Source organism: Pseudomonas sp. DY-1 (assembly GCF_003626975.1).
In the GTDB taxonomy this organism is placed as follows: Bacteria; Pseudomonadota; Gammaproteobacteria; order Pseudomonadales; family Pseudomonadaceae; genus Metapseudomonas.
The window spans coordinates 368,859-386,222 of record NZ_CP032616.1; the positions used below are offsets into that span (position 1 = coordinate 368,859).

Annotated in this window: 16 protein-coding genes; 4 read left to right on the forward strand and 12 right to left on the reverse strand. The window is 64.5% G+C overall.

Translation table 11 applies throughout. The features are described 5' to 3' along the window. Positions 1–76: 76 nt before the first annotated feature. Positions 77–709: a bifunctional 2-polyprenyl-6-hydroxyphenol methylase/3-demethylubiquinol 3-O-methyltransferase UbiG gene (locus D6Z43_RS01985; protein ID WP_120650045.1), complete on the forward strand. Its 633-nt coding sequence runs from the start codon at positions 77–79 to the stop codon at positions 707–709. Positions 710–873: 164 nt separating this feature from the next. Here D6Z43_RS01985 and D6Z43_RS01990 read toward each other — a convergent pair whose 3' ends face one another. After that, positions 874–1,116 (reverse strand): hypothetical protein, encoded by a 243-nt coding sequence (locus D6Z43_RS01990; protein WP_120650046.1) that lies wholly within the window; start codon positions 1,114–1,116, stop codon positions 874–876. A 180-nt stretch (positions 1,117–1,296) separates the two neighbouring features. On the opposite strand from D6Z43_RS01990, the gene D6Z43_RS01995 reads away from it, so the two are divergent. Continuing rightward, positions 1,297–1,947: a FadR/GntR family transcriptional regulator gene (locus tag D6Z43_RS01995; protein ID WP_120650047.1), complete on the forward strand. Its 651-nt coding sequence runs from the start codon at positions 1,297–1,299 to the stop codon at positions 1,945–1,947. 28 nt (positions 1,948–1,975) lie between these two features. Then, positions 1,976–3,250 (forward strand): MFS transporter, encoded by a 1,275-nt coding sequence (locus D6Z43_RS02000; protein ID WP_120650048.1) that lies wholly within the window; start codon positions 1,976–1,978, stop codon positions 3,248–3,250. A gap of 144 nt (positions 3,251–3,394) precedes the next feature. On the opposite strand, the gene D6Z43_RS02005 is transcribed toward D6Z43_RS02000, so the two are convergent. Further along, a complete protein-coding gene (locus tag D6Z43_RS02005; protein WP_120650049.1) occupies positions 3,395–4,336 on the reverse strand; it encodes a LysR family transcriptional regulator in 942 nt (313 codons plus the stop codon). Between the two features lie 120 nt (positions 4,337–4,456). On the opposite strand from D6Z43_RS02005, the gene D6Z43_RS02010 reads away from it, so the two are divergent. Beyond that, positions 4,457–5,206 (forward strand): 3-oxoacyl-ACP reductase family protein, encoded by a 750-nt coding sequence (locus D6Z43_RS02010; RefSeq protein WP_120650050.1) that lies wholly within the window; start codon positions 4,457–4,459, stop codon positions 5,204–5,206. A gap of 162 nt (positions 5,207–5,368) precedes the next feature. Here D6Z43_RS02010 and D6Z43_RS02015 read toward each other — a convergent pair whose 3' ends face one another. The 10 genes from D6Z43_RS02015 to D6Z43_RS02060 all read right to left on the reverse strand — a co-directional run bounded on the left by D6Z43_RS02015 (position 5,369) and on the right by D6Z43_RS02060 (position 17,290). Further along, positions 5,369–6,292 (reverse strand): aldo/keto reductase, encoded by a 924-nt coding sequence (locus tag D6Z43_RS02015; protein ID WP_120650051.1) that lies wholly within the window; start codon positions 6,290–6,292, stop codon positions 5,369–5,371. Next, a complete protein-coding gene (locus D6Z43_RS02020) occupies positions 6,289–7,581 on the reverse strand; it encodes an NTP/NDP exchange transporter (protein ID WP_120650052.1) in 1,293 nt (430 codons plus the stop codon). Before D6Z43_RS02020 ends, D6Z43_RS02015 begins: the two co-directional genes overlap by 4 nt. Positions 7,582–7,772: 191 nt before the next feature. Beyond that, positions 7,773–9,095: a sigma-54 dependent transcriptional regulator gene (locus D6Z43_RS02025; protein WP_120650053.1), complete on the reverse strand. Its 1,323-nt coding sequence runs from the start codon at positions 9,093–9,095 to the stop codon at positions 7,773–7,775. Continuing rightward, on the reverse strand, positions 9,092–11,002 hold the full coding sequence (locus D6Z43_RS02030; RefSeq protein ID WP_120655161.1) for a sensor histidine kinase: 1,911 nt from the start codon (positions 11,000–11,002) through the stop codon (positions 9,092–9,094). Before D6Z43_RS02030 ends, D6Z43_RS02025 begins: the two co-directional genes overlap by 4 nt. A gap of 128 nt (positions 11,003–11,130) precedes the next feature. Continuing rightward, positions 11,131–11,865: an amino acid ABC transporter ATP-binding protein gene (locus tag D6Z43_RS02035; RefSeq protein WP_120650054.1), complete on the reverse strand. Its 735-nt coding sequence runs from the start codon at positions 11,863–11,865 to the stop codon at positions 11,131–11,133. Further along, on the reverse strand, positions 11,862–12,530 hold the full coding sequence (locus D6Z43_RS02040; RefSeq protein WP_162945791.1) for an amino acid ABC transporter permease: 669 nt from the start codon (positions 12,528–12,530) through the stop codon (positions 11,862–11,864). The genes D6Z43_RS02035 and D6Z43_RS02040 overlap by 4 nt, the downstream gene beginning before the upstream one ends. Next, positions 12,527–13,273 carry an amino acid ABC transporter permease gene (locus D6Z43_RS02045; protein WP_120650056.1) on the reverse strand — a complete coding sequence of 249 codons (747 nt, stop codon included), beginning with the start codon at positions 13,271–13,273 and terminating at the stop codon, positions 12,527–12,529. The genes D6Z43_RS02040 and D6Z43_RS02045 overlap by 4 nt, the downstream gene beginning before the upstream one ends. Positions 13,274–13,482: 209 nt before the next feature. Beyond that, a complete protein-coding gene (locus D6Z43_RS02050) occupies positions 13,483–14,391 on the reverse strand; it encodes a glutamate/aspartate ABC transporter substrate-binding protein (RefSeq protein ID WP_120650057.1) in 909 nt (302 codons plus the stop codon). A gap of 473 nt (positions 14,392–14,864) precedes the next feature. Then, entirely contained in the window at positions 14,865–15,749 is an 885-nt protein-coding gene (locus D6Z43_RS02055) for an SDR family oxidoreductase (RefSeq protein WP_120650058.1), read from the reverse strand. Beyond that, the gene (locus tag D6Z43_RS02060) at positions 15,746–17,290 is read right to left on the reverse strand and encodes an NAD(P)/FAD-dependent oxidoreductase (RefSeq protein ID WP_120650059.1); all 1,545 of its coding nucleotides are present in this window, start codon (positions 17,288–17,290) and stop codon (positions 15,746–15,748) included. The genes D6Z43_RS02055 and D6Z43_RS02060 overlap by 4 nt, the downstream gene beginning before the upstream one ends. Positions 17,291–17,364: the final 74 nt, after the last annotated feature.

A 17,364-nucleotide genomic window follows, 5' to 3' on the forward strand; every position in this document is an offset into this window, starting at 1 on the left:
AGGTGGCGCAGGACGATGCTGCCGCTCGGCCGGGAGTAGAATTCACTTCCCTGCAACGTACCGCCGCGAGCCACTCATGCCCTTGCAACCCGACGACCTGGCCAGCATCACCGCCACGACCCTCGACGACTACAACCGCAATGCCGAAGATTTTCGCGAAGGTACCCGTGATCATGACGTTCGCCAGAACATAGAGGCGCTGCTGCGGCATATCAGGGGCGGCGCGCCGTTCACCATTCTCGATTTCGGCTGCGGTCCCGGCCGCGACTTGCAGGCTTTCACCCGTCTCGGCCATCAGGCAATCGGCCTGGATGGTGCGGAGAGCTTCGTCGCCATGGCCCGCGCCGATTCCGGCTGTGAGGTCTGGCACCAGGATTTTCTCGCCCTGGACCTGCCGGCCGAACGTTTTGACGGCATCTTCGCCAACGCCAGCCTATTCCACGTACCACGCCAGGAACTGCCCCGCGTCCTGCGCCAGCTACATGGCGCGCTGAAACCTGGCGGCGTGCTTTTCAGCTCTAACCCGCGCGGGAAGAACGACGAAGGCTGGAGCGGCAGTCGCTACGGCTCCTGGCACGACTACGACAGCTGGAAAATCCTGCTGGAAGCGGCGGGCTTCGAGGAACTGGAGCACTACTACCGTCCAGCGGGCCTGCCGCGGGAGCAGCAGCCGTGGCTGGCGAGCGTGTGGCGCAAAAGCGTTCGGTAGGGGCTAACACTCGTAGGTTGCGACTGAGCTCCGCGAAGCCCAACGTTCAAGGTCACGTCCGCGCGTTGGGCTTCGTTCCTCTGCCCAACCTACGGCAGGCCTGGGGCCTGCTTGGCGAATGAATTCGCCCCTACAGTGGGCCCTGTCAGGCTTGGATAGAGACTTCATCCCTTGCGCGGCATTTCCTTCGGCAGGTCTTTCCCCGCTTCGGGCACCTTGGGGTGGGTGAGGGCCTGGCGCACCTTTTCGTAGTCGTCGTAGGGCAGGCCGGCGCGGCTGAGCATTTCCAGGGCGAACTGTTTCACCTCGGCGTCGGTGTAGGGGCGTGGCTCGGGTTCGGCCTGGCTGGCACAGCCGGTGATGATCAGTGCCGTTACGGCCAGCGCAAGGATGTGGGCGTGCTTCATGGGGGCGTTCCCGAGCGGTGCTTGTGAGTGCGTGCAGGCTACCAACGGCGGGAGGGGGCGAAAAATCATCCCTGTAGATAATGACTATTGCCTCAAGCGCAAGGATGCCGCGGTTGCGAGACGATAGTGAGCAGGCTAACCTTTGCCATCTCAAATTCATCGGATGATTGGATGTTTGCCATGTCCGCACTCGCCCTCAAGCGCTCCCTGGTGGATATCGCCCTGGAGCAGATTCGCCAACGCATCGACGACGGCACCTGGCCCCTGGGCCAGCGTCTGCCGCCGGAGCCCGAACTCGCCGAGATCATCGGCATCAGCCGCAATACCGTGCGCGAGGCCGTGCGCGTGCTGACCTTTTCCGGCGTGCTGGAAGTGCGTCAGGGCGACGGCACCTATGTGCGCGCCTGCGCCGACCCGCTCAGCACGATGCAGGCGCTGGCCCGCAGTTCGGTGGAGCAGGCGCTGGAGGCGAGGGGAATGATCGAGGTCGAGGCGTCGCGGCTGGCGGCCCTGCGTCGCACAGAAGACGACCTTGCCGCACTGCGCGTGGCCCTGGCCGCGTCCGCCGCACGTTCCGGCTATGAGGATATCGACGACTACATCGTCCATGACCTGGCCTTCCACCAGCGGGTGGTGGATAGCGCCCACAATCCGGTGCTGAGCCAGCTGTATCGCTATTTCTCCCAGGTCATCCGCGTTGGCCTGGAACGCACCATTTCCGATCCCGAGCGTGAGCAGCCGAGTTTCGAGCTGCATCGCGATCTGCTCGACGCCATCGAACGCCAAGACGCGGACGCCGCCGCAGCGGCCAACCGCGCATTGCTGATCTGACCTTGCCCCATTTCTGGAGCTGCCTTGCATGAATGCCCCGAATCCTGTGGATGACCCCAAGCCGGCCTGCTCGCCGGAGGAACTGCTGATCGACGCCGAGGCCGACGACGAACCCCAGCCCCAGGCGCTACGCGGTAGCACCGTGCTGCTTCTGGTCGGGTTGGTGATGGTGGCGCTGAACCTGCGCCCTGCGCTGTCCAGCCTGGCGCCGATGCTCAACATGGTGCGCGAGGCGACGGGACTGTCGGCTACCGGCGCGGGCCTGCTGACCACCTTGCCGGTGCTCTGCCTCGGCCTGTTCGCGCCCCTGGCGCCGATGCTGGCGCGGCGTCTGGGCAGTGAGCGCACGGTGCTACTGATCCTCCTGACGCTGGCCGGCGGCATCGTGCTGCGCAGCCTGTTCCCGGTAGCGGGGCTGTTCGTGGGCAGCCTGGTGGCCGGTGCGAGCATCGGCATCATCGGCGTATTGCTGCCGGGAATCGTCAAGCGTGATTTCCCCCATATCGCCGGCCTGATGACCGGCGTCTACACCATGGCGCTGTGCCTGGGCGCGGCGTTGGCTGCCGGCGCTACGGTGCCGCTGGCTGAGTTGATGGATGATGCCTGGCAGCCGGCCCTGGCCTTCTGGGCGCTGCCGGCGATCATCGCGGCGCTGATCTGGCTGCCCCAGGCTCGCCAGAGCCAGCATGCCCATCGCCAGGCCTACAAGGTGACCGGCCTGTGGCGCGACCCGCTGGCCTGGCAGGTGACCCTCTACATGGGCCTGCAATCTTCCCTGGCCTACATCGTGTTCGGCTGGTTGCCGTCGATTCTGATCGACCGGGGCCTGAGTGCTGTCCAGGCGGGCCTGGTGCTTTCCGGATCGGTGATGGTGCAGCTGATCAGCGCCCTTGGTGCGCCCTGGCTGGCCACTCGTGGCCGCGATCAGCGACTGGCCGTGGTACTGGTGATGGGCCTGACCCTCGTCGGCCTGCTGGGCATGCTCTATGCGCCGCTGTCCGGCATCTGGGGCTGGGCCGTGGTGCTCGGACTGGGGCAGGGCGGCACCTTCAGCATCGCCCTGGCGCTGATCGTGTTGCGTTCGAAAGACGCCCATGTGGCTGCCAACCTTTCCGGCATGGCCCAGGGCGTGGGGTACACCCTGGCGGCCATGGGGCCGTTGATGGTGGGCGTGGTGCATGACCTGACCGAGGGTTGGAGTGCGGTGGGGATCATCTTCGTGGTGATCAGCCTGGCCGCCACCGCGTTTGGCCTGGGGGCCGGGCGCAACCTGCATGTGGCCGCCCGCAGCGAGCATCTCTGAAGGTCGGCCCAAGTGTCTTCCCACAGTTGGTTTCTGGCGCCAAACCTGGCTCTGGCTCAGAGCCGTAGGCTGGTCTGAGGCCACGAAGCCCAACGATCCAGCACGCCACGTTGGGCTTCGCAGGGGCAGCGCGAACCTACAGGGTCATTGCGTGCCAGGCCGCCAGTTGGCGTTGAACTGTTCCGCCATCTTCTGCTGGCGGAAGCGCTCGACGATGAAATCGATGAACACGCGGGTCTTGGCCGGCAGCAGTTTCTGCGCGCTGAAGTAGAGCGACAGGCTGCCAGTGTCCACGTACCAGTCCGGCAGCACGCGCTCCAACGCGCCGCTCTTCAGGTGGGGCAGGGCGTGGACTGTGCTCACCAGGGTCACACCGAGCCCTTGCATGGCCGCATGGCAGGCTGCTTCCGGGTCGGTCATGGCCATGCGCAGCTTCAGCTCGAAGGTCGCCTGGCGATCATCGCGGGTGCGCAACGGCCAGGCACGAACGCGCCCGGTCTGGGGGGAGCGGATGAGGATGCCATCGTGCCGGGCGAGGTCTTCCGGGGAGACGATGGCAGGGCTGCGCGCCAGATACTCCCTGGATGCCAGCAGCACCCGATGTGCCGGTCCCAATTGGCGTGCGATCACTCCGGGCGGCAGTTCGAAGCCACCGCCGATGGCAGCGTCGAAGCCTTCGCCAATCAGGTCTACGGGACGGTTGTCGAAGTGCCAGTCAGGGATGATCGCCGGGTAGCGGGCAAGGAACTCACCGAGGTGCGGCAGGATGTAATCCCGGCCGAACGACACGCCCATGCTCACCTTCAGGGTGCCCGCCGGTTGGCCCTGGCTGCTGGCGAGGTTCGCCACCGCACCCTGGATGCTCGCCAGCCCTCCACTCACCTCCGCGAGGAAGCGCTCGCCGGCCTCGGTCAGTGTCAGGCGGCGTGTGCTGCGCAGGAATAGGCGCACGCCGAGGTTGGACTCCAGTCGTGCCACATTCTTGCCTACCGCGGCGGGTGTCAGGCCCAGGCGCCTTGCGGCTTCGGCAAAGCTGCCGGCCTCGGCGGCGCGCACGAAGCACTCGATGCTGCTGAGGGTTTCCATGGGTTCTCCATATACCACTGGTATCGACTGAATATAGCGATTACTGGCTTATCGGTTGCGAATAAGGGGTGAATACTGGGGCCGTCTTCCACACAAAACCCCAGTATCAGGAGATACCCAATGAGCACTCTGAAAACTCTCGAAGGCAAAGTCGCATTCATCCAGGGCGGTTCCCGCGGTATCGGCGCCGCCATCGCCAGACGCCTGGCCAATGATGGCGCCGCAGTCGCGCTGACCTACGCCGCGTCCGCCAGCAGCGCCCTTGAAGTGGTCCAGGCAATCGAAGCCGCCGGCGGCCGCGCTATCGCGATCAAGGCCGATAGCCGAGACGAAAAGGCCATTCGCGCCGCCATCCGCCACACCGTGGAGACTTTCGGCCGACTCGACATCCTGGTGAACAATGCCGGCGTGCTGGCCGTGGCGCCCATCGAAGAATTCAGCATCGACGACCTCGATCGCACCCTGGACGTCAACGTCCGCAGCGTAGTGATCGCCAGCCAGGAAGCAGCGCGTGTCATGGGTGACGGCGGCCGCATCATCACCATTGGCAGCACCAACGCCGAGCGCATGCCCTTTGCCGGAGGTTCGGTCTACGCACTGAGCAAGGCGGCCGTGGCCGGTTTCACCAAGGGCCTGGCCCGTGACCTGGGGCCGCGCGGCATCACCGTCAACAACGTGCAGCCGGGGCCAGTGGATACCGAGATGAACCCCGATAACGGCGAGTTCGCCACGTCCCTCAAGCAGTTGATGGCCCTGCCGCGCTACGGTCAGGCTGAGGAAATCGCCAGCTTCGTGGCTTACCTCGCAGGCCCTGAAGCCGGCTATATCACCGGTGCGAACCTGATGATCGATGGTGGGTTCTCGGCCTGAGGACGGGCTGACCAGGTTGTAGGAGCGAACTCTGCTCGCGAACGGTCCGTGCAAGGTTTCGCGAGCAGAGCTCGCTCCTACGAAATGCTGGATCACGCTTCATCGCTCCACCAGCGGAGTCCGGCCTGGCACCGATGATGGAAATGAGGAGTGATTTGTACCCTACAAGAGCTGGATCAGCTTCTTGCGTAGCGCCTGGTCCGGCTCCTTCCCCCGTCCGGCCTGGAGGTTGTCCAGCATGTGGCGGGGGTTTCCCGTTCCGGGGATTACGCAGGTCACTGCCGGGTGGCTGAGGCAGAACTTCAGCAAGAGTTGCGACCAGCTCGTGCAGTCGTAGTCGGCGGCCCATTCCGGTAGTGGTTGCTGCAACAGGTTGCGCAGCAGGTTGCCGCCGCCGAAAGGGCGATTGACCAGCACCGCCACGCCGCGCTCCTGCGCCAGCGGCAGGATGCGCGCTTCGGCGTCGCGGTCGTTGAGGGCGTAGTTGACCTGCAGGAAGTCCAGCTTCTCGGCGCGCAGCACCTTTTCCAGTTCGCCGTACGCGCTGGAGGTGTAGTGAGTAACGCCCAGGTAGCGGATTCGGCCTTCCTCCGTCCATTGACGCAGCGTTGTCAGGTGCTCCTCCCAGTCCACCAGGTTGTGTACCTGCATCAGGTCGATGCGCTGGCGCTGTAGCAGGCGCACGGAGTGTTGCATCTGCTTCACGCCGCCCTGGCGCCCCTGGGTCCAGACCTTGGTGGCGACGAACGCATGCTCATGGGCCTTCAGCTCGTTCAGCAAGCCGCCGATCACTTCTTCCGCCTGGCCGTACATGGGCGAGCTGTCGATCACCGAGCCGCCGGCCGCGAAGAGCGCTTCCAGTACCTTGCGGCAGTCGGCCCAGGCTTCGCTGGCATTTCGGGAGATGTCGAATCCCCGGTAGGTGCCGATGCCGATCACCGGCAACTGCTCGCCGCTGGAGGGGATGGCACGGCGGCGCAGGGGCTGCTGGCCCATGTTCGCGCCCAGGCTGAATGGGCTCATGGCCAGTAGCGCGGTGCCGGCGCTGAGGCGTAGGAATTCGGCGCGGGTGATGCCGGTTCTCATGGCTTGGCCTCCTGTGAGGTTGCCGGGGATTCAGTGTGCTCATGTCGCAAGCCGAGACGCCAGCCCAGCGCGGCCCATGCCAGGGCTACACCGGCGCCGACCAGCGCCACCATGGCCGCCGTAAGGCCGATGCCATTGAGCAGCGTGGCGAGCCAGGCGCTCAGGGCGTCGCCTCCGCGATAGACCACGGTGTCGATGAAGTTCTTCGCCCGGTACTTCTGTTGGGCGCCTAGCGGCACGAAGAGCATTTCCCGTCCCGGTCGCACGAAGGCGTATTCGCCCACCCGGCGCAGCACCATCACCGCAGCCAGTACGGCGAACTGCGGCAGCAGCGCGAGGGCGAGGAAACCCAGGGCCACCAGCAGCGGCACCACCGCCAGCAGCGCACCGACGCCGAAGCGCTGGGCAACGCGCCCGGCGATGAACAACTGACAGGCCAGGGATAGGGCTTGCACGGTGAAGTCGATCAGGGCGAAGACGCGTACCTGCTGCTGGCTGTCGGGGAACAGCGCGGCCACCAGGCGGGCCTGTTCGAAGTAGAGGAAGGTGCTGGTGCAGGAGAGCAGCAGGACGAACGCGCAGATCCCAAGCAGATAGGGCGAACCCAGCACCAGGCTGATTCCGGCGAAGGGATTGCCGGGCACCGGGCGTTCCGGGGGTTCGCTTTCCGCACCTGGCCGTCCGGCACCGCCACTGGCGCGCCACGTCATCAGATAGCGGCGCAGGGCCAATGTGGGCAGCAGGAAGATCGCGGCCAGTACCAGCAATCCGGCAGTACCAGCGTCACTTACCAGCAGCCCTCCCAGCAGCGGACCTATCAGGCCGCCCAGGCTGGCGCCGGCGGCAATGGAGGGGAACAGTCGTTTCGATTGCCGACGGTCGAAAACGTCAGCCAGCAGGCTCCAGGCCAGCGACACCACGAACAGGTTGTAGACCGATAGCCAGACGTAGAAAGCTCGCGCCGCCCATAGCGGGTCCGGCGTGCGCCACAGGAGCCAGGCGAAGCCCAGCAGGTTGCTGGCGAAGAACAGGTAGACACAGTCGACGAAGATCCGTCGCGGGACTCGCGCACTGAGCCAACCATAGGCCGGTACCGCCAGCAGCATGGCAATGAAAGTCGCGCTGAACAGCCATTGCAGGTTTTCCACGCCGCCGGCGATTCCCATGGTCTCGCGCACCGGCCGCAGCATGAAGTAGCCGCAAAACAGACACAGCAGCAGGGCGAAGGCGGCCAGGGCCGGAGCCAGTTCACCGGCCCTGGCATGGATGGCGCGGTGGAGCGGGGACATGGCGTTGGTTCGTGTGGGGTGGTCTGGTGGTTTTAGACCATGCTGGAGCGGGGTGCCGGCGTGCGTCACCCCTCTACCTCTGGGAGAGGGGCCGGGGGTGATGGAAGACCCAGGCTGGCAGGGCGCTTGATAGGCAGACCGTCGGCCTGCTTGGCGAATGAATTCGCCCCTACAGGGTTGTTCGCGCCGTCCTACAGCCCGTACTTCTTCACCTTGTCGAACAGCGTGGTCTTGGCCATACCGAGGGCGATGCAGGCCTGGCTGAGGTTGCCGCCGTGGCGTTCCAGGGCGGCGCTGAGCAGGGACTTCTCGAAGGCTTCCACCGCTTCGGCGAAGCGCGGTTCGTTGCCGTCCGGTGTCTGGCCACTTTTCTTGAACACCGGCAATCCGAGGGCGAAGCGTTCGGCGACGTTGCGCAGTTCGCGCACGTTGCCGGGCCAGTCGTGGGCCATCAGCGCGGAGACGGTGGCGTTGTCCAGCTCTGGGGCTGCGCGGTCGAAGCGCAAGGTGGAGAGCTGCAGGAAGTGCTCGAACAGCAGCAGGATGTCTTCGCGGCGATCGCGTAGCGGCGGCAGCTCCAGGGTCACTACGTTGAGCCGATAGTAGAGGTCGCTGCGGAAACGCCCGGCGCGGCCTTCCTCGTCCAGATCGAACTTGGTGGCGGCGATCACGCGGCAGTCCACTGGAACCGATTGGTTGGAACCGAGACGCTCCAGGGTCTGCTCCTGCAGCACACGGAGGAACTTGATCTGCAGGTTGAGCGGCATGCTCTCGATTTCGTCGAGGAACAAGGTGCCCTGGTGGGCATGCTCGATCTTGCCGATACGACGCTTGCCGGCGCCGGTGAATGCGTGGGCCTCGTGGCCGAAGATTTCGCTGTCGAACAGGTTCTCTGGCAGGCCGCCGCAGTTGAGCGCGACGAACTGCTTCGACTGGCGCCGGCTGAAGTCGTGCAGGCAACGGGCAACCAGTTCCTTGCCGGTACCGGTCTCACCTTCGATCAGCACGTTGGCTGAGGTGTCGGCGACATTGGCGATCAGTTCCCGCAGGGCCTGGATGGCCGGCGAGCGACCGATGATGCGCTGCTCCAGAGACTGCCGCCCGGCCAGTTGCCGGCGCAGGCTCGACACTTCGCGGGCCAGCGCGCGTTGCTCCAGGGCGCGGCGCGCGACGTCCACCAGGCGCTCGGGGGAAAAGGGTTTCTCCATGAAGTCGTAGGCGCCGTCGCGCATGGCCTGCACCGCCATGGTGATGTCGCCGTGGCCGGTGATCAGCACCACCGGCAGGCTGCGGTCGCGGGACTTCAGGCGTTCCAGCAACGTCAGGCCATCCATGCCGGGCAGGCGGATATCGCTGATGACGATGCCGGCGAAATCCTCGCCCACCCGGGCCAGGGCTTCTTCGGCGCTGCCGACCCCGATGCTGGGGATGTCTTCCAGGGCCAGCGCCTGCTGGCAACCCATCAGGACGTGGGGGTCGTCTTCGACGATGAGGACGCTGAGGGGTTCTGTCATGGGGCTGGGCTCACGGATTCGTCGGGGCTTTCCAGCAGCGGCAGGCAGAGTTCGAAGGCGGTGCCGCCGCTTTCCGGGTGATGGGCCGCCAGACTCCCGCCAGCGGCCGTGGCCAGGCTGGCGGAGAGGGTCAGGCCAAGGCCCAGGCCGTGTTCGCCGGGCTTGGTGGTGAAGAAGGGCTCGAACAGGTGCACGCGGTTGACCGGGTCGATGCCGGGACCGTTGTCGCGCACCTGCAGACGATAGGTACTGCCATCGGACACGCCGCTTAGCCACAGCTGGCAGTCGGTCTGGCCGGACATGGCGTCCAGCGCGTTGGCGATGAGGTTGACCAGAATCTGCTCCAGTCGGGTCTGGTCGATGGCCAGCAGCACGTCGGCGAAGTCGCGGTGCAGTGTGAGCGGTGTGCGCTCCAGGCGGGTATGCAGGAGGAAGAGGGCGGCATCCACCGCCTTGCCCAGGTGTGCCACGCCGTGGTCGTCGGAGCGCCGGGCGAAGGCGCGCAGGCTGGCGGTGATGCGGCCCATGCGGTCGACCAGTTCGTTGATTGCCGCGAGATTGGTGCTGGCGGTTTCCAGGGCGCCTCGGGCCAGGAAGCGCACGGTATTGCCGGAGAGGGTACGCAGCGCAGCGAGGGGCTGGTTGAGTTCGTGGGCGATGCTGGTGGACATCTGCCCGATCACTGCCAGCTTGCCGGCCTGCACCAGCCCATCCTGGGCCTTGCGCAGGTTGTCTTCGGTCTGCTTGCGTTCGCGGATTTCCGCCAGCAGGCGGCTGTTGCTGGCACGCAGGTCCTGGGTACGTTCGGCGATCTTGCGTTCCAGTTCGTTGTTGGCCGCCAGCAGCGCCTCGCGGGCCGCGAGGCGGGTGGCGATGACCTTGCGTCGTTCGTTCCAGGCAATCAGCAGGAATGCCAGCAGAGCAAAGCCGACGGCGGCGAGCATGCCCTGGATCACCGCTTCGCGGCGCAGGTCGGCTAGCGGGGAGAGCAGGGTGAAATGCCAGGGTGTGTCGTTGAGGGTGCGGGTCTGTGCCAGATAGGCGACTTCGCCTTCCTGTTCGCCCTGGGGGCCACTGGCGGCAAAGCTGATGGCCTCCAGCCCTTCGCCCAAAACCTCGCGAGAGCGCGGCTCCCATTCGTTCAGCGCCCACCAGTAGTACTGCAGGCTACGGGCCAGGCGTTCCTTGTCCTCGGCCGAGAGCGGACGCACGGCCTTCATGCGCAGGGCAGGATCGCTGGACAGGATGATGATGCCGTTCTCGTCGCTGACGAAGGCTTGCAGGCGGGCCTTTTCCCAGCGTTCCTGCAGGGCTTCGAGCTTCACCTTGACCACCGCCACGCCGATGATCCGGCCCTGGTAGCGCAAGCCGTGGGCGAGGTAGTAACCGGCCTCCCCCGTGGTGCTGCCGATGCCATAGAAACGGCCGGGTCGGCCTTGCACCGCTACCTGGAAGTAGGCGCGGAACGAGAGGTCCTCTCCCAGGTAGCTGTCGGAGTCGCGCCAGTTGCTGGTGGCCAGCACGCGGCCGTTGGTGTCCAGCAGGTAGATGGCGCGGGCGCCGCTGCGGCGGTTCAGGCCTTCGAGGTAGTCGTTGACCAGATTGCGTCGGTACGGGGTGGGGTTCAGCAGCAGGTGACTGACGCTGGACTCCAGCTCCAGCAGGCTGGGCAGGTAGGTGTAGCGGTTGATTTCGCTTTCCACGGCACGGGCGTGGAGTTCCAGCTGGCGCTCGCCGTTATCCCGCAGGTGGCGGATGCCCGACACTTCGCTGAGGTGATAGCCGATATAGCCGAAGCCCAGCATGCACAGGAGCAATAGCAGGAACAGCAGCAGATGGCGGAACAGGCGCGGTTTCACGGTCAATGCGGGCGGCACGGCGCGGAGGCTGGCGGTAGGGCATTGCATCATAGACATCCGGGCCGTTCCAGTCGCCGCCACGGACGGGCGCCGAGTGGTGGAGTGGGACCGTAGGAGCCAGCTCGCTGGCGAAGTGCTCGGGGCCATTCGCGAGCAAGCTCGCTCCTACAGGTGCATCAGTGCTGGAGGATCTTCGCGAGGAACTGCTGGGCGCGATCGGAACGGGCGTTGACGTCACCGAAGAACTCGTCCTTGGCACAGTCTTCGACGATCTGTCCGCGATCCATGAAGATCACCCGGTCGGCCACCTTGCGTGCGAAGCCCATCTCGTGGGTCACGCACATCATGGTCATGCCTTCCTGGGCGAGCTCGACCATCACGTCCAGCACTTCGTTGACCATTTCCGGGTCCAGCGCCGATGTGGGTTCGTCGAACAGCATCACCACCGGGTCCATGGCCAGGGCGCGGGCGATGGCGACGCGTTGCTGCTGGCCGCCGGAGAGTTGGCCAGGGTGCTTGTGGGCATGGGCCTTGAGGCCGACGCGGTCGAGCAGCTTGAGGCCTTTCTCCAGGGCCTCGTCCTTGTTGCGGCCGAGCACCTTGGTCTGGGCGATGGTCAGGTTCTCGGTGATGGACAGGTGCGGGAACAGCTCGAAGTGCTGGAACACCATGCCGACGCGGGAGCGCAGCTTGGGCAGGTTGGTGGCCTTGTCGGCGATGGAGGTTCCGTCGACCACGATGTCGCCTTTCTGGAAGGGCTCCAGCGCGTTCACACACTTGATCAGGGTGGATTTGCCCGAGCCCGAGGGGCCGCACACCACCACCACTTCACCTTTCTTCACGTTGGTGCTGCAGTCGGTCAGCACCTGGAAGTCCCCGTACCACTTGTTGACGTTCTTGATGGAAATCATACGGCTAACCTTTTCTGCAGGAGTTTGACCAACTGGGAAGCGATGAAGCTGACGCTGAAGTAGACCAGGCCGGCGAAGATGAGGAACTCGTGCGGTTGGCCGATGATGTCGCCACGGGAACGGGCGGCATTGAGGAAGTCCATCAGGCCCACGGTGTAAACCAGCGAGGTGTCCTGGAACAGGATGATGCTTTGCTGCAGGAGCAGCGGGGTCATCTTGCGGAAGGCCTGGGGCAGGATGATCAGTCGCATGCTCTGGCCATAGGTCATGCCGAGCGCCGAGGCCGCACCCATCTGGCCCTTCGGGATGGCCTGGATGCCGGCGCGGACGATTTCGCAGAAATACGCCGCCTCGAACATCATGAAGGCCACCAGGCACGAGGTGAACGCACCGATGGGCGTGTCTTCACCGGTGATCGCGCGCAGCAGGAAAGGCACTGCGAAGTAGAACCAGGTGATCACCAGCAGCAGTGGGATGGAGCGGAAGTAGTTGACGTAAAGCCCGGCAATCTTCGACAGCAGCGGGTTGTGCGACAGGCGCATGAGGGCCAGGACGGTACCCAGCGCAACGCCACCGACGACGCCAAGCACCATCAGCTTGAGGGTCATCAGCAGGCCGTCGGCGAGGCCCGGCAGCGCAGGGATGATCGCGGAGAAATCCATCATTTACCCCCTACGGAGATCAGGCCGGGCACCGCCACTTTTCGCTCCACCGTGCGCATGATCAGCATCAGGCTCATGTTCAGGGTGAAGTAGATCAGGGTGGCCAGGGTGAAGGCTTCGAACAGGTTCGCGGAGAACTCGGCGGTCTGTTTGGTCTGCGCGAGCAGCTCCATCAGGCCGATCAGCGACGCCACCGAGGAGTTCTTGAAGATGTTGAGGAACTCGCTGGTGAGCGGCGGAATGATGATGCGGAAGGCCTGCGGCAGCAGCACGTAGCGGTAGATCTGCGGCAGGCGGAAGCCCATGGCGCGGGCGGCGCCGAGCTGGCCTTTGGGCAGTGCCTGGATACCGGTGCGCACCTGCTCGCAGACGCGGGCGGCAGTGAACAGGCCGAGGCAGACCACGACGCTGAGGTAGGCCGAGGTGGCCGGGTTTAGGTCCTGCTTGAACCAGATTTCCAGCGGCTCGGGCAGCAGGTCCGGCACCAGGAAGTACCAGAGGAACAGCTGCACCAGCAGCGGCACGTTGCGGAAGGTTTCCACGTAGACGGTGGCGATGCCGGAAACCCAGCGGCTCGGCACGGTGCGCATCACGCCGAGCAACGCGCCCAGCAGCAAGGCGATGATCCAGCCCGCCAGGGCGATGGCGATGGTCCAGCCCAGGCCGGTGACGAACCAGTCCAGGTAGATTTCGCTGCCGATCCCGGTGGACTTGAAGAACACGCCCCAGTCCCAGTTGTAATTCATCAGGGTTGTCCCCTATCAGGTCGATCTGTCTGCGGTTGAAGGCAGTGGAAGGCGGGGATGGCGTTCAGGCGCGCGGCGAGTTTTCCGCCGACTCCAGACAGCCCCCTCTCCCCCGGGGAGAGGGTTGGGGTGAGGGCTGCATGACATTGCACGGAGCCCACCATCCCTCACCCCCGGCCCCTCTCCCGGAGGGAGAGGGGAGCAAGGCGTCAGATTTCTTCAGCCGACTTGTCGGAGGGGTTGGCGACCAGCTTCTTCAGCTCTTCGCTCATGGGGAAGTTCAGGTTCAGGCCCTTCGGCGGGATGGGCTGGGTGAACCACTTGTCGTAGATGCCGTTGATCTCGCCGGAGGCGAAGGTATCGGCGATGGCCTTGTCGACCACTTTCTTGAAGGCTTCGTCGTCCTTGCGAACCATGCAGCCGTAGATTTCGAAGGACTGCGGCTTGCCGGTCACGACCCAGTCATCGGGCTTCTTGGCCTTGGCCATTTCGCCGTAGAGCAGGGCGTCGTCCATCATGAAGGCCACTGCGCGGCCGGATTCGAGCATCAGGAAGGACTCGCCGTGGTCCTTGGCAGAGATGATGTTCATGCCCATCTGCTTTTCGGCGTTCATGGACTTGAGCAGACGCTCGGACGTGGTGCCGGCGGTGGTCACGACGTTCTTGCCTTTAAGGTCTTCGAACTCGTTGATGCTGGCGCTCTTCTTGGACAGCAGGCGGGTGCCCACTTCGAAGATGCCCACGGAGAAACCGACTTGCTTCTGGCGCTCCAGGTTGTTGGTGGTGGAGCCGCACTCGATATCGACGGTGCCGTTCTGCACCAGCGGGATACGGGTCTGGGAGGTCACCAGGTTGTAGCGGACCTTCAGCTCCGGCATGCCCAGTTCCTGCTTGATGGCCTCGACCACTTTCAGTTGGAGGTCATGGGAGTAGCCAATGGGCTTGCCCGGCTCGGTGCCGAGGTAGGAGAAGGGGATGGAAGCGTCACGGTGACCGAGGGTGATGGTGCCGGTCTCCTTGATCTTCTTCAGGGTACCGGTCAGCTCGGCGGCGAAGGCCGGAGCACTGATCAGGGTTGCTGCGATAGCGGTGGCCAGAACCTTTGGGAGCATACGCATGAACGACAGTCCTCGATTTAGTTTGTTCTTATCGGCGCGGTAGGAATTCGCGTCCGTCGGGGATCTGTATTGGCAGAATGCGTGCCAGCTGTATGGTCCTTCGAATTTATAGTTAAGTATTTGAAATAAAAGGATTTTAAGTTAATAGGTGGCTAACGGGATTTTCGCTTTGTCCGGGCTTCCGAATATACGCTCCGAATGTCGTTCGGATATCCGAACGAGTGACTTTGCGGTCACCTCTGGAGGGGGCTGTGCCGGGGCAAAGCAGCCCCCTCTGCCTCTAGGGGGAATCGGCATGCTTTCGGAAGCCCTGCCTCCGTTACCGAGCAACGCCTGAGCGCGAAGCGCCCAGGCTGGGGGGCAGGGCAGGGCAGGGCAGGGCAGGACGGGGATGGGGTGAGGGGCGGTCCAGGGCAGCCCTTCGGCTTGCATCGCGATTGAAATCGCCAAGGGCTGCGCAGCCGCCTCTCAGGTCACTCCACTGCCTTGGATACCTCACTCGCCCTTGGCTTCGGCGCGAACTTCGCGGCCAGGCGCATGGAGGTGGTGACCAGGCGTTGGTAGAGGGTCGGCAGCAATCGCTGCATACCGTCCAGGGCCCAGGCATCGGCACCGATGAGGATGCGTCGGCTGTCGCGCAGTACGCCACGCAGGATCACTTCCGCTGCCTTGTCCGGGCTGGTGCGTAGCAACTGGTCGTTGAACTGCTGGCGAGCGCGGCTGGATTCCTGGCCGGTGACCTTGGCCAGGCTGTCATTCATGCGCGCGGTCTTGGCAATGTTGGTGCGGATGCCGCCGGGGTGCACACAGCTGGCCGATACCCCGCAGCCTTCCATGTCCAGTTCCTGGCGTAGCGATTCGGTGAAGCCGCGCACGGCGAACTTGGTGGCGTTATAGGCGCTCATGCCCGGCTGGGCGAACAGGCCGAACACGCTGGAAACGTTGACCACATGGCCTTCGCCACCGGCCTTGATGTGCGGCAGGAAGGCCTTGGTGCCGTACACCACGCCCCAGAAGTTGATGTTCATGATCCACTCGTATTCCGAGTAATCGCTGCCGTCCACGGTGCCGGCGTGGGCGACACCGGCGTTGTTGAAGATCAGGTTGACGCGACCATGGTCCAGCACCACCTGTTCGGCCCAGGCGTGCACGGCATCGCGGTTGGCGACATCAACGCGTGTCTCGGTGACCTGCACGCCCAGCTTGCGCGCCATGGCGGCGGTGTCCGCCAGGCCTTCGGCGTTCACGTCGGCGAGCGCCAGGTGGCAGCCCTGACGGGCGAGGGCGCAGGCGAGGGCGCGGCCGATGCCGGAACCGGCACCGGTGACAGCGGCGACTTTGTTCTCGAAGGATTTCATGCTGGTACCTCTTGATTAGCCATCAGCAGCGGGCCCTGGGCGGCATGCACCGGCGCGCTGCGGCTGAAATGGTAGGCCGCGGGGTCGAAGTTGCGGGTCAGCAGGCGGTAGCGCCAGGTGAAGCCGGGCCAGACGGTGCAGTTGCGACCGGTGACCGGGTGCAGGTACCAGCTCTTGCAGCCGCCGGCATTCCATACGGTGTTGCCCAGGCTGCCCTGGAGCTTGCCGTTGAACCTGTCCTGCACGTCGCGTTTGACTTCCAGGCTGCGCAGGCGGCGTTCGTCGAGCAGCTTGAGGGCGCCGAGCACGTAATGGATCTGCGATTCGATCATGTAGACCATCGAGTTGTGGCCCAGGCCCGTGTTCGGTCCCATGAGGAAGAACAAGTTCGGGAAGCCGGCGGTGAGAGTGCCCTTGTAGGCCTCGGGACCCTGCGACCAGGTGTCCAGCAGGTCGACACCGTTGCGGCCGAAGACCACGCCGCGGGGCAGGGGATCGCTGGGGGTGAAGCCGGTGCCGAAGATGATGGCGTCGATCTCGCGTTCCGTGCCGTCGGCGGTGACGATGCTGTTCGCGCGGATTTCGCGGATGCCGTCGGTGATCACGTCGACGTTGGGCTGGGTCAGGGCCGGGTAGTAGTCGTTGGAGATCAGCACCCGCTTGCAACCCATGGTGTAGTCCGGAGTGACCTTGGCGCGCAGCACCGGGTTCTTGATCTTGCGCTTGATGTGGCCCTTGGCGACCAGTTCGGCGAGCTTCATCACCTTCGGCGTCAGGGCGAAGCCCACCACGCGGCTTTCGAGGATGGCATAGATGCCGCCGCGCCAGAGTTTCTGCAGTAAGGGGAAGCGCTTGAAGCGGGAGCGCTCACCTTCGCTGATGGCGCGATCGGGCTTGGGCATGATCCAGGGCGCGGTGCGTTGGTAAAGGTCGAGCTGGGCGACCTGCTTCTGGATCTGCGGCACGAACTGGATGCTGGAGGCGCCGGTGCCGACTACCGCCACACGCTTGCCGGCAAGATCGAAGTCATGGTTCCACTGCTGGGAGTGGAAGCTCGTGCCCTTGAACTTCTCCAGACCTTTCAGTGCCGGGATCGCTGGGGTGGACAGGGCGCCCATGCCGGACACCACGAACTGCGCGCTGTAGTGATTGCCGGCGGCGTCCTCGATCTGCCACAGCTCGTCCACGTCGTTCCAGGCCAGACGGGTGATCTCGGTGCCGAGCAGGGTCTTGTCCTGCAGCCGGTACTTTTCCCAGCAGCCTTCCAGGTAGGACTTGATCTCTTCCTGCTTGGCGAACATCCGCGTCCAGTCCGGGTTCGGCTCGAAGGAGAAGGAGTACAGGTGCGATTGCACGTCGCAGCCGCAGCCCGGGTAGTTGTTCACTCGCCAGGTGCCGCCGATGCCGGGCTCTTTTTCGAATACGAGGAAATCGTTCTCGCCTTTCTGCTTCAGGCGGATCGCCATGCCCAGGCCGGAAAATCCGGAACCTATGATGGCGATCTTGCAATGGCGGGCAGAGGGTCGGGGTGACGCAGTCATTGGCTGGGCTCCTGTTCTTATTAATTGCGGCGTATACAGCTGTATACCAAGGTAGACATCTGTATACTCGCCGG